This window comes from Streptomyces sp. URMC 123 (genome assembly GCF_051386515.1).
GTDB lineage: Bacteria > Actinomycetota > Actinomycetes > Streptomycetales > Streptomycetaceae > Streptomyces.
Genome location: NZ_JBPQTV010000200.1, coordinates 1 through 11,605, shown reverse-complemented (window position 1 = coordinate 11,605; position 11,605 = coordinate 1). Strand labels below are relative to the sequence as shown.

Genomic DNA, 11,605 nt, shown 5'->3' with positions numbered 1-11,605 from the left:
GTGACGGCCTGCGGCGCCGGGGCGGTCGGGGCCTGCGGCGCGGGCGCCGGAGCGGGAGCCTCCTGCTTCGGGGCCTCCGGGGCCGGGGCCGGCGCGGCCGGAGCCGGAGCCGGAGCGGCGGGGGCCTCGGCGGCGGCCGGAGCGGCGCCCGCGGCACCGATGACGGCCAGCTTGGCGCCGACCTCGGCGGTGCCGTCCTCCTCGACCAGGATCTCCAGCAGGGTGCCGGAGACCGGGGCGGGGATCTCGGTGTCGACCTTGTCGGTCGAGACCTCGAGCAGCGGCTCGTCGGCCTCGACGGACTCGCCGACCTGCTTCAGCCAACGGGTGACGGTGCCCTCGGTCACCGACTCGCCCAGCGCGGGCAGCACGACGTCGGTGCCCTGGGCGCCACCCGCGGGGGCGGCGGCCGGGGCCTCGGCGGCGGGCGCCGGGGCGGGGGCCTCGGCGGCCGGGGCCGGGGTGGGCTCGGGCTGCGCGGCCGGAGCCGGCTCGGCGGCCGGGGCGGGGGCCTCGGCGGGGGCGCCGGAGCCGTCGTCGATGACGGCGAGCTCGGCGCCGACCTCGACGGTCTCGTCCTCGGCGACCTTGATGGAGGCCAGGATGCCCGACGCGGGGGCCGGGATCTCGGTGTCGACCTTGTCGGTCGAGACCTCGAGCAGCGGCTCGTCGGCCTCGACGCGCTCACCCTCGGCCTTCAGCCAGCGGGTGACGGTGCCCTCGGTCACGCTCTCACCGAGCGCCGGCAGGGTTACGGAAACCGCCATGGTTTCGGTTGCTCCTAACGATCTTGCGGATGTGGTCAGCGTGCCCAGGACTCAGTCGTGGGAGTGCAGCGGCTTCCCGGCCAGGGCCAGGTGAGCCTCGCCGAGCGCCTCGTTCTGCGTCGGGTGAGCGTGGATGAGCTGCGCGACCTCGGCCGGCAGCGCCTCCCAGTTGTAGACCAGCTGGGCCTCGCCGACCTGCTCGCCCATACGGTCACCGACCATGTGGACGCCGACGACGGCTCCGTCCTTGACCTGGACGAGCTTGATCTCGCCCGCGGTCTTGAGGATCTTGCTCTTGCCGTTGCCCGCAAGGTTGTACTTGAGGGTGACGACCTTGTCGGCGCCGTAGATCTCCTTGGCCTTGGCCTCGGTGATGCCCACGGAGGCGACCTCGGGGTGGCAGTACGTCACCCGCGGCACACCGTCGTAGTCGATCGGCACGGTCTTGAGACCGGCCAGCCGCTCCGCCACCAGGATGCCCTCGGCGAAGCCGACGTGCGCGAGCTGGAGGGTCGGGACGAGGTCGCCCACGGCCGAGATGGTCGGCACGTTCGTCCGCATGTACTCGTCGACGAGGACGTAGCCGCGGTCCATCGCGACCCCGGCCTCCTCGTAGCCCAGGCCCTGCGAGACCGGGCCGCGGCCGATGGCGACCAGCAGCACCTCGGCCTCGAACTCCTTGCCGTTGGCCAGGGTGACCTTGACGCCGTCGGCGGTGTACTCGGCCTTCTCGAAGAAGGCGCCGAGCGAGAAGTTGATGCCGCGCTTGCGGAAGGCGCGCTCCAGCAGCTTCGAGCTGTTCTCGTCCTCGACCGGGACGAGGTGCTTGAGGCCCTCGACGATGGTGACGTCGGTGCCGAAGGACTTCCACGCGGAGGCGAACTCGACGCCGATGACGCCGCCGCCCAGGATGATCGCGGACTTCGGGACCCGGTCCAGCTTCAGCGCGTGGTCCGAGGAGATGATGCGGTTGCCGTCGATCTCCAGACCCGGCAGCGACTTCGGCACGGAGCCGGTCGCCAGCAGGATGTGGCGGCCCTCGACGCGCCGGCCGCCCACCTCGACCGAGGTGGCGGACGACAGCCGGCCCTCGCCCTCGATGTAGGTCACCTTCCGCGAGGCCACCAGGCCCTGCAGGCCCTTGTACAGGCCGGCGATCACATCGTCCTTGTACTTGTGGACGCCCTCGATGTCGATGCCCTCGAAGGTGGCCTTGACACCGAACTGCGCGGCCTCACGAGCCTGGTCCGCGATCTCACCGGCGTGCAGCAGTGCCTTCGTCGGGATGCAGCCGTTGTGCAGGCAGGTGCCGCCCAGCTTGTTCTTCTCGATCAGTGCGACGTCCAGGCCCAGCTGCGCCCCGCGCAGGGCAGCGGCGTAACCACCGCTACCGCCTCCGAGGATCACTAGGTCGAAAACGGTGCTGGCGTCGTTCGCCACGTCACGTCCTCCATGCATGGGTACGCCGGAGCCGGTCATCGGCGACCGGGCGGCGGCTGTTGTTCGGCCGCTGGTTGCTCGGCCCTGTGGTCGGCTCGCTCGGTGAGTGAGCCGGGGGCCCTGTCCTGCCGAGACAACATCTTCGCACTTGTTCGCGGACGGCGGGACGCGGGGCCGGGGTGTGAGACCCCCGTACGGGCCTCACAGGGGGTTACTCTCGAGTATCCCGGGGCGGATTTCGTTGAAAGCGAACGAACGGAGGGGGTACGGCCCCCGTCGGGCCGTACCCCTCGCGTTCGGCGGCGCCCCGCCGCGCCGCCCGCCGCGCCGGGCGTCAGCCGAGGTCGCCCTCGGCGGTGCGCTCGGCCAGCCGGACCAGGGTGCGCACCGCGGAGCCGGTGCCGCCCTTCGGGGTGTACCCGAACGGCCCCGACTCGTTGAACGCCGGACCCGCGATGTCCAGGTGCGCCCACGGGATGCCCTCGCCCACGAACTCCTTCAGGAACAGGCCGGCCACCAGCCCGCCGCCCATCCGCTCGCCCATGTTCGCGATGTCCGCCACCGAGGAGTCCATGCCCTTGCGCAGCTCCGCCGGCATCGGCATCGGCCAGGACTGCTCGCCGACCTCCTCCGCGATCTCGTGCACGCTGGCCCGGAACGCGTCGTCGTTCGCCATGATCCCGAAGGTGCGGTTGCCGAGCGCGAGCACCATGGCGCCGGTGAGGGTCGCCACGTCCACGATCGCGTCCGGGTTCTCCTCCGAGGCGCGGGTCAGCGCGTCGGCGAGCACCAGCCGGCCCTCGGCGTCGGTGTTCAGCACCTCCACCGTCTTGCCGCTGTACATCCGCAGCACGTCGCCGGGGCGGGTCGCCGAGCCGGACGGCATGTTCTCGGCCAGCGCCAGCCAGCCGGTGACGTTCACCGCCAGCCCCAGCTTGGCCACCGCCACCACGGCCGCGAACACGGCGGCCGCGCCGCTCATGTCGCACTTCATCGTCTCGTTGTGGCCGGCCGGCTTCAGCGAGATGCCGCCCGAGTCGTAGGTGATGCCCTTGCCGACGAAGGCGAGCGTCTTCTCCGCCTTGGGGTGGGTGTAGCCGATCCGCACCAGCCGCGGCGGGCTGTCCGAGCCCTGGCCGACGCCCATCAGACCGCCGTAGCCGCCCTTGGCGAGCGCCTTCTCGTCCAGGATCTCGATCTTCAGCCCGTGCTCCTTGGCGGCGGCCTGGGCGGCGGCCGCGAAGGACTTGGGGTTGAGGTCGTTGGAGGGGGTGTTGATCAGGTCGCGGGCCCGGTTCACCTCGGCGGCCACGGCGGCGGCGCGCTCGGCCGCGGCCTTGAACGCCTTGTCGCGCGGCTTGCCGCCGAGCACGACCACCTCGGCCAGCGGCGCGCTCTTGTCGTCCTTCTTCTTCGCCCCGCCGGCGGAGTCGGCGCCGCTCGTGCGGTAGCTGGTGAAGGCGTACGCGCCCATCAGGGCGCCCTCGGCGACGGCGGCGGCGTCCTCGGCGTCCGCCACCGGCAGCGCGAACGCGCCCTTCTTGGCGCCCGTGAGCGCGCGGGCCGCGGCGCCGGCGGCGCGGCGCAGGGTCTCCGTGCCGAAGCCCTCGTCCTCGGGGGCGTCGCCGAGCCCGACCGCCAGCACGACCGGGGCCTTGAAGCCGGAGGGCGCGGGCAGCTTGGTCACCTCGCCCTCACCGCCGGTGGCGCCGAGGGTTTCCAGAACGGCGGCCAGCTTTCCGTCGAACGCCGTGTCCACGGCCTCGGCGCCGGGGGCCGCGACCGGGCCCTTGGCGCCCTTGGCGACGCCGACGACGATGGCGTCCGCGCGCAGCGTCGCCGCGGAGGAAGTGCTGAAAGTCAGTGCAGTCACGGTGGTGGGGTCCCTCTTCCGGTTGAGTTCGTCGGCCGGTGGGTGGGTCGGCCGCGCCCCAGGATCACAGGGTCGGATGGCTTCGGGCGTTCTTACGGGCCCGTGTTCCGGGCATCGTATGTTCACGCGGGCGAAACGGGCGCGTCCGGGTGTCGGCGCGGTGCGTCCGCCGACGGGGCGGGGGCGACGGCGGCGGGGTCGCCGCGGCCGTCATCCCGCTTGCGGCGCAGGGTACTTCGTCCGCCCCCTCGCGCGCCCGCGGCCGCCGACGCGCCGGCCCGCGGCCGTACGGGGTGGCCCGCTCACGCGTCCGCCCGCCGGACGGCCGTGCGTTCGCCGCCACGCGTACGTACGCCGTGGGCTTGTCCGTTCGCGCGTGTGCCCGCCAGGCGTCCCGCGTTCGCGCGTCCGGCCGCCGCGCGCTTGTCCGTTCGTGCCCGCGCCCGCCGCGCGGTCGCCTGTCCGCGCGGTTCCCCGCTTGACTGCCCGTCTGCCGTCCGCCCGTTCGCCCGTCGGCCGGCGGGCTCATTGGGCTCACCTCCGCTCCCGTCGGCACCACGTCGGTGCACGGAGCCGGCGGCCGGTTCGTTCGGGCGGGCACTTGGGCAGACGGGCGGACGCGTCGTCGGCGGCGCCGGTCCGGGCGGCCGGGCCCGGGGTCAGGTCAGCGCGAGCACGACCAGCGCGGCCGTGCCGGCCGTCTCGGCGAGGGCCCCCAGCACGTCCCCCGTGACGCCCCCGAACCGCCGCCGGCAGCGCCGCAGCAGCGACTCCGCCGCGCCGAGCGCCACGAGAACGGCCAGCGCCTGAAGGCCCGCCACGGCGGCGCCGAACGGCCACCCGGCCGCCCCGGCCGCGATCGCCGCGGCCCCCGCCGCGCCGGCCGCCGCGCCGCGCGGCACCGCGCCCGCCACCGTCGCGCCCAGCCCCTCCGGGCGGGCCGCCGGCACCCCGGCCCGGCAGCCGAGCGTCAGCGCGCACCGCGCGGCCACCCCCGCGACCACCGCCGCGACCGCCCCGCGCGCCCAGCCGCCCCCGTACAGCTCCGCCAGCGCCGCGACCTGCGCCAGCAGGACGAAGAGCAGGGTGATGACCCCGAACGGCCCGATGTCCGACCGCTTCATGATCCGCAGCGCCTCGTCCGCCGGCTTCGCGCTGCCCAGCCCGTCCGCGGTGTCGGCGAGGCCGTCGAGGTGCAGCCCCCGGGTCAGCAGCGCGGGCAGGGCCGCCGTGGCGACGGCGGCGAGCAGCGGCCCGGCGCCGAGGAACAGCAGCGCGCCGCCGAGCGCGGCGGCGGCCGCGCCGACCGCGGCGCCGGCCAGCGGCGCGCAGAGCATCCCGCCCCGGGCGGCGGCCCGGTCCCAGCGGTCGACCCGCACCGGGAACACGGTCAGCGTGCCGAAGGCGAAGCGCAGGGACTCGGCGGCCGACGCGCCCGTACGGGGGTGGGGGCGCGCGCCGCCGGTTCGGCCGGTGTGGTCGCTCGTGTCCGTCATCGCGCGCAGGTTACCGGGCGGTCGCCGGGCAGTCGGCAGGCGCCGTGCACCGGCGGATCGCGCAGAATGCTCGGAAACACGAGCAATCACGAGCAATCAAGCAGAAGCACGCAGAAAGCGCGCAGAAGCGCGCGTAGGACGCATTCACGGGAGCAAGTGCCATGGGCCCCTGGCTGGAGCGCAACATCGTGGAGCCCGGCAAGCTGCCCCTGCTGCTCGCCCTGCTCTCCTTCGTGCTGTCGTTCCTCGTGACGCGCACCATCACCCGGCTGATCCGGGCGGGCCGGGGCCCCTTCCGGAACGTCTCCACGGGCGGGCTCCATGTGCACCACGTCGTCCCCGGGGTGGTGCTCACCGTGGTCGGCGGCTTCGGCGCGGTGGCCAGCGGCCGGCACGGCTTCGGCTCCGCGGTCGCGGCGGTCGTCTTCGGCGTCGGCGCCGGGCTGGTGCTGGACGAGTTCGCCCTGGTGCTCCACCTCGACGACGTGTACTGGACCGAGGACGGCCGCAAGAGCGTGGAGGCGGTGATCCTCACGGCCGCCTTCGCCGGGCTGCTGCTCGGCGGCTTCCTGCCGTTCGGGGTGAACGAGCTGACCCCAAGCGAACGGCAGAACCGGGGCCTGCTGGTGATGACCGTGCTCGGCAACTTCATGGTCACGCTGTTCGCCCTGGCCAAGGGCAAGCCCCGGCTGGCGGTCATCGGGCTGGTGGTGCCCTTCGTGGCCCTGGTGGCCGCCGTGCGGCTGGCCCGGCCGGGCTCGCCCTGGGCCAAGCGCTTCTACCGGGGGCGGCCGCGGGCCCGCGCCCGGTCGCGGGTGCGGGCGTACCGCCACGACCGGCGCTGGGACCGGCTGCGCCGCCGCGTTCAGGACCTGGTGGCGGGAGCGCCGGACCGCTGAGCGCCGGGTGCCGCGCCGTCGCCGGAGGGGCCGCGCCGCCCCGTACTCCCGTCGGCCGGGCCGCGCCGCCCCGTGCCTCCACCGGACGGACCGCGCCGCCTCGTACCCCGGCCGGACGGGCCGCGCCACCGCTCGGCCAGCGCGCAGCCGGCGGCGACCACGGCGAGGGCCGCCAGGTGCTCCCTGCCCGCGAGGTTGTCCTCGACCAGCACCTCGACCACCATCGCGGCGGCCACCAGGGCGCCCGTGACCCGGGCGCGGTGGCGCCAGCAGACACAGAGCGCCAGGCCGATCACCGCCGCCGACGGTCCGGTGTCGACGACCCACGCGTCCGGGGCGGGCAGCCCGACGGGGGAGTGCGGCCCGAGGGCGACGCCGAGCCGGGCGTACGCGGTGCCGGCCAGGGTGGCGGCGTAGGCCACGGCCGGCGTCCACCACCGGCCCAGACAGACCTCGGCGACCCCGAAGACCAGCAGGACCTGCGCCAGCGCGCCCCACACCGGCAGGTCGAGCGCAGGCACGAACACCGACAGGGGAGTGCGCAGCAGGGCGAGCCACAGCGGCTGGCCGGCCGTCACGGAGCCGAGCGCCTCGACCGGCTGCCGGCCCCAGGGCTGGTTCTGCGCCAGGTGCAGACAGGCGGTCAGGGCGACGGCGAACAGGGTGAGCGGGACCGCCGCGAGCCGGCGGGAGGCGAGCGCGTCCCGCACGGCGGTGACCACGGACCCCCACTCCGCGCGGGCCGCCCGCGCCAGAGCCGGCGGCACGGTCACCGGTCACCTCCCATGAAGGGGATTTTACGGTGCCGTGTCCGTTGTGTCCGGTGCCGCCGTGGCCGCCGCGCCCTCCGTGGGCTCCGTGGACTCCGTCGCGGCCGGGGCCTCGACGTCCGGCTCCACCGCCGGCGCCCGCTCCGGGAGCTCCGCCGCGAGCGCCGCCGCGGCCTGGACCAGCGGCAAAGCCAGCAGCGCGCCCGCGCCCCCGCCGACGGTCACCCCGTGCTCCAGCAACGGCGTCAGCGCCATCCGGTCCAGCGCCTTCGCCTGCGCCGGCTCACCGCTCGCCTGACCCGCCAGCCACCAGTCCGGGGCCCGGAACGCCACCCGCTGCGCCACGAGGGCGCACGCCGCGGAGACCACCCCGTCGAGGATCACCGGGGTGCGGCGCACCGCGCACTGGAGCAGGAAGCCGGTGATCGCCGTCAGATCGGCGCCGCCCGTGGCGGCCAGCAGCTCCAGCTGATCGCCCAGCACCGGGCGGGCCCGCCGCAGCGCGTCCCGGATCGCCGCGCACTTGCGCATCCACGCCAGGTCGTCGATGCCCGTACCGCCCCGGCCCGTCACCACGGAGGCGTCCGTGCCGCACAGCGCGGCGATCAGCGTGGCCGCGACGGTGGTGCCACCGACGCTCAGATCGCCCAGCACGACCAGGTCCGTGCCGGAGTCCGCCTCCTCGTCGGCGATCGCCATCCCGGCGCGGAACGCCCGCTCCGCCTCCTCGGCGGTGAGCGCGTCCTCCACGTCGATCCGGCCCGAGCCGCGCCGCACCCGGTGCCGGACCACGTCCTCCGGCAGCGCCGCCGGATCGCAGTCCAGCGCCATGTCCACCACGCGCAGCGGGACGCCGGAGCGGCGGGCCAGTACGGCGACGGGGCTCTCGCCGTCGAGCGTCGCGCGCACCAGCTCGTGCGCGGCGCCGGCCGGGCGGCCGGAGACACCCAGCCCGGCGACGCCGTGGTCGCCCGCGAAGAGCACCACCCGGGGGCGCTCGACCGGCTTCACCGGGACCGAGCCCTGGGCGGCGGCGAGCCACTCGCCGAGCTCGTCGAGGCGGCCGAGGGCGCCCGGGGGAACGGTCAGTCGCTCCCTGCGCTCCTCGGCGTCGCGCCGCACACCGGCGTCGGGGCGCTCGATCAGATGGGCGAAGTCGTCCAGATTCAGGCTGCCGCTCATCCGCCGAACGATATCGCCTCCCGGGGCCGGGCCGCCCACCGCCACCGTCGCCCCGGCGCCGCCGTCACCCACTGCCACCGCCGCCGTCCCGACGCCGCCGGGTCACGGCGGGGGCGGGCCGCCGCGCAGGGCGAGCGCCTGCCCGGCGACCACCAGGAGCACGTGCTCGCACTCCGCTGCCACCGCCGCGTTGAGGCGGCCCAGTTCGTCCCGGAACCGGCGGCCGGCCGGGGTCTCCGGGACCACGCCCGAGCCCACCTCGTTCGAGACGAGGACGACCGTGCGCCGGGCGTCGCGGACCGCCGCGACCAGCGCCGCCGTGCGCTCCCGCAGCGTGCGCTCCCCGCCGCCCCGGGACCAGGTCTCCTCGTCCCACGCCCCGACCGCGTCCATCGCGTGCGTCAGCCAGAGCGACAGACAGTCGACGAGCAGCGGCGGGCCCTCCTCGGCGAGCAGCGGGGCGAGGTCGAGCGTCTCGGCCGTGCGCCAGGACGCCGGCCGCCGCTCGCGGTGGGCCTGGACCCGCTCGGCCCACTCCTCGTCGCCGTCGCGCGTGCCGCCGGTGGCCACGTAGAGCACGTCCGGGAACGCCTCCAGCCGCCGTTCCGCCTCGACGGACTTGCCGGAGCGCGCCCCGCCGAGGACCAGCGTGCGGCGGGGCAGATCGGGCACGGCGTGGTACTCGCCCGCCAGCAGGCTCTCCCCGTCGGCCACGGCGCGGGCCCCGGCCGCGGCGAGCCGGCGGTGCAGCTCCGGGCCCGGCGGCACATCGTGGTCGAGGTGCACCGCCACCACGTCCGTGGTCGCGCCGACCGCGCCGGCCGCCCGCAGCCGGGCCAGCGCGTCGGGCCGGCCGACGACGTCGAGCAGCGCCACGTCGTACGGCGGCCCCGGGTCCGCCGCTCCCGGCAGCAGCCCGGCGGGCGCGGCCCCCGGCGGCAGGTACAGCAGGCGCTCCCCGTCGGGCCCCGCCACCGCGTACCCCGTGCCGGGCACGTCCAGCGGCACGGCCCGCACCCGGTGGCCGCTGATCAGCACGAGCTCCCGGCCGTCCGGCACCCGGCCCGGCGAGGGCAGCCCCGCGGGCACCTCCAGGGCCGGGCCGTTGTGCGGGTGGGACAGCAGCACCTGCCGCACGCCGATGAGCGAACGGCCCGCGCGGGCGGCGGCGAGGGCCACCCCCGGCGTGAGGTCGAGCAGCAGCGCGCTGTCCACGAGCACCGCGGTGGCCGAGCGCGCCTCGTCGCCGACCGCGGTCGCACAGGCCGCGCAGGGACAGTCGGGGCGGGGCAGCCCGCCGGGGGCGCCGGTGCCGAGCAGAGTCAGTTCCACGCATTGATCGTCTCGCGTCGGCGGGCACGCAGCGCGCGGGGTCACCCCGTAGGGGTTCACCCGCGGCCCGGCGGCGGCGAAAACCCGCCGCGTCCACCCGGGCCCGAGCCCGTTACGCTGCGCTGTGAGCAACCAGTGACGCAGCGGCACTCAGGAGGCGGACATGGTGTGGACGTGGCGGTTCGAGGCGGCCGACGGTACGGAGACGGCCCCGGCGGTCGAGCCGGAGGAGTTCACCACGCAGGGGGACGCGGAGTCCTGGATCGGTGAGGTCTGGAAGGAGCTGCTGGACGGCGGCGCCGACCGGGTGACCCTCTTCGAGGACGACACGAAGATCTACGACATGAGCCTCCACGCGGACGCGGAGAGCTGACCTTCGGGGCTCGTTCGCAACGAGCCCCGGACGGCGACGGCCGGGCTCCCGCGCGGGGGCCCGGCCGTCCCCGCTCCGCAGGCGGAACCTCACATCTCGCCGAGCGTCACGGACGCCGTCCGCTCCTCCCCCCGCCGCTCGTAGCGCACCGGCACCGTGTCCCCGGGGCGCAGCCCCGCCAGCGCCTGGGCCAGCGCGGACATCGTGGCGACGTCCGTCTCCCCGAGGCCCGTGATGACATCGCCCGCCGCGACCCCCGCCCGCTGCGCGGGTCCGCCCCGGGCGACCTCCACGACGGCGACCCCCGCGGGCGCGAACCCCTCGCCCAGCACGGTCCGCCCGGTGATGCCGAGCGCGGCCCGGCCGGACTCCGTCACCCGGCCGCTCCTGATGATCTGATCGGCGATGGTCCGCACGGTCGAGGCGGGAATGGCGAAGCCGATGCCGGGCGCCGGGCCCTCGCCCAGGGTGGGGTCCACCGCCGCCAGCGTCGGAATGCCGATGACCTTGCTGTCGAGGCCGACCAGGGCGCCCCCGCTGTTGCCCGGGTTGATCGCCGCCGAGGTCTGCACCATGTTGCCGATCGTGGCCCCGGTGCCGCCGTCCTCGCGGCCCCCGCTGACCGTGCGGCCGACCGCCGAGACGATGCCCTGGGTCACGCTGCTGGACAGGCCCAGCGGATTGCCCATGGCCAGTACGATCTGGCCGACCTCGACCCGGCCGGAGTCCCCGAAGGCCGCGGGCCGCAGGCCCTGGGGGACGTCCGTCAGCTTGATGACCGCGAGGTCCTGCTCCGGGTAGGAGGAGACCAGGCGCGCGGTGTGCGGGCTCCCCCCGGTGGCCAGCGTCACCCGGAACTCCCGGGCGTCACCCACGACATGGGCGTTGGTCACGACATGGCCCTGCGCGTCGTAGACGACGCCGGAGCCCAGCTCGCGGCCGGTGGTGATCTGGACGACGGACGGCAGCACCTCCTTGACGACCTTCTGGTACGCGGCCTGGAGGTCGCCGGCGGGCGCGGCCGCGGTCGCCGCGGAGGGCGCGGCGGCCGCGGGGCTGCGGGGGGTGGGCTTCTCCTCGCCTCCGGTGCAGCCGCCGAGCAGCAGGGTCGCCGCGCAGAGTCCGGCGACGATCGTGGTGCGCGTCGCGTGGCGGGGGTGCGGGTCCATGGTTTCGGCGCGTTTCATGGGCGGAGTATCCCGTTTGTAGCGATGCGTGTCGCCCTCCCGGCGGGTTTGCGCGACGTCCACGTTGTGGGTTGTCCGTGACGTGACCGCCGCTGCGTTTCCCGGCCTTCGGCCGGGGCCTTTTCCCGCCCCTTCGGGGCGAAGCACCCTTCACCTCCGGCCTACAGCCGGGACGAAGCCCCCGCCCCTTCGGGGCGAAGCACCCTTCACCTCCGGCCTACGGCCGGGACGAAGCCCCCGCCCCTTCGGGGCGAAGCACCCTTCACCCCCGGCCTACGGCCGGGAC

10 protein-coding genes are annotated in these 11,605 nt (G+C 75.6%); 2 read left to right on the top strand and 8 right to left on the bottom strand.

Annotated features, from left to right (window positions below):
- The 4 genes from ACSNOD_RS21235 to ACSNOD_RS21220 form a co-directional block, all read right to left on the bottom strand.
- Nucleotides 1-767: biotin/lipoyl-containing protein (locus ACSNOD_RS21235; protein WP_436768584.1), on the bottom strand; the 767-nt coding region annotated here is incomplete at its 3' end.
- 51 nt (nucleotides 768-818) lie between these two features.
- On the bottom strand, nucleotides 819-2,207 hold the full coding sequence (lpdA, locus tag ACSNOD_RS21230; RefSeq protein ID WP_436768583.1) for a dihydrolipoyl dehydrogenase: 1,389 nt from the start codon (nucleotides 2,205-2,207) through the stop codon (nucleotides 819-821).
- A 334-nt stretch (nucleotides 2,208-2,541) separates the two neighbouring features.
- A complete protein-coding gene (locus tag ACSNOD_RS21225; RefSeq protein WP_436768582.1) occupies nucleotides 2,542-4,080 on the bottom strand; it encodes a leucyl aminopeptidase in 1,539 nt (512 codons plus the stop codon).
- Between the two features lie 659 nt (nucleotides 4,081-4,739).
- On the bottom strand, nucleotides 4,740-5,576 hold the full coding sequence (locus ACSNOD_RS21220; RefSeq protein ID WP_436768581.1) for an adenosylcobinamide-GDP ribazoletransferase: 837 nt from the start codon (nucleotides 5,574-5,576) through the stop codon (nucleotides 4,740-4,742).
- A gap of 161 nt (nucleotides 5,577-5,737) precedes the next feature.
- Between ACSNOD_RS21220 and ACSNOD_RS21215 the strand changes: the two genes are divergently transcribed.
- Entirely contained in the window at nucleotides 5,738-6,475 is a 738-nt protein-coding gene (locus tag ACSNOD_RS21215) for a hypothetical protein (RefSeq protein WP_436768580.1), read from the top strand.
- Here the strand turns inward: ACSNOD_RS21215 and ACSNOD_RS21210 are convergent.
- The 3 genes from ACSNOD_RS21210 to cobU all read right to left on the bottom strand — a co-directional run bounded on the left by ACSNOD_RS21210 (nucleotide 6,442) and on the right by cobU (nucleotide 9,759).
- A complete protein-coding gene (locus tag ACSNOD_RS21210) occupies nucleotides 6,442-7,248 on the bottom strand; it encodes a hypothetical protein (RefSeq protein ID WP_436768579.1) in 807 nt (268 codons plus the stop codon). The two genes, ACSNOD_RS21215 and ACSNOD_RS21210, sit on opposite strands and share 34 nt — an antisense overlap.
- A 24-nt stretch (nucleotides 7,249-7,272) precedes the next feature.
- Nucleotides 7,273-8,427 (bottom strand): nicotinate-nucleotide--dimethylbenzimidazole phosphoribosyltransferase, encoded by a 1,155-nt coding sequence (cobT, locus tag ACSNOD_RS21205; protein ID WP_436768578.1) that lies wholly within the window; start codon nucleotides 8,425-8,427, stop codon nucleotides 7,273-7,275.
- Between the two features lie 102 nt (nucleotides 8,428-8,529).
- Entirely contained in the window at nucleotides 8,530-9,759 is a 1,230-nt protein-coding gene (gene cobU / locus ACSNOD_RS21200; protein WP_436768577.1) for a bifunctional adenosylcobinamide kinase/adenosylcobinamide-phosphate guanylyltransferase, read from the bottom strand.
- Between the two features lie 163 nt (nucleotides 9,760-9,922).
- Here cobU and ACSNOD_RS21195 point away from each other — a divergent pair, with 163 nt between their 5' ends.
- Nucleotides 9,923-10,132 (top strand): hypothetical protein, encoded by a 210-nt coding sequence (locus ACSNOD_RS21195; protein WP_436768576.1) that lies wholly within the window; start codon nucleotides 9,923-9,925, stop codon nucleotides 10,130-10,132.
- 89 nt (nucleotides 10,133-10,221) lie between these two features.
- Here the strand turns inward: ACSNOD_RS21195 and ACSNOD_RS21190 are convergent, their stop codons facing one another.
- The gene (locus tag ACSNOD_RS21190) at nucleotides 10,222-11,319 is read right to left on the bottom strand and encodes a S1C family serine protease (protein WP_436768575.1); all 1,098 of its coding nucleotides are present in this window, start codon (nucleotides 11,317-11,319) and stop codon (nucleotides 10,222-10,224) included.
- Nucleotides 11,320-11,605: the final 286 nt, after the last annotated feature.

What these genes read in the sequence shown, in the direction of transcription:
- ACSNOD_RS21220 (WP_436768581.1), bottom strand. Translation starts at nt 5,576, where the DNA reads ATGACGGACACGAGCGACCACACCGGCCGAACCGGCGGCGCGCGCCCC.
- ACSNOD_RS21215 (WP_436768580.1), top strand. Translation starts at nt 5,738, where the DNA reads ATGGGCCCCTGGCTGGAGCGCAACATCGTGGAGCCCGGCAAGCTGCCC.
- cobT (WP_436768578.1), bottom strand. Translation starts at nt 8,427, where the DNA reads ATGAGCGGCAGCCTGAATCTGGACGACTTCGCCCATCTGATCGAGCGC.
- ACSNOD_RS21195 (WP_436768576.1), top strand. Translation starts at nt 9,923, where the DNA reads ATGGTGTGGACGTGGCGGTTCGAGGCGGCCGACGGTACGGAGACGGCC.
- ACSNOD_RS21190 (WP_436768575.1), bottom strand. Translation starts at nt 11,319, where the DNA reads ATGAAACGCGCCGAAACCATGGACCCGCACCCCCGCCACGCGACGCGC.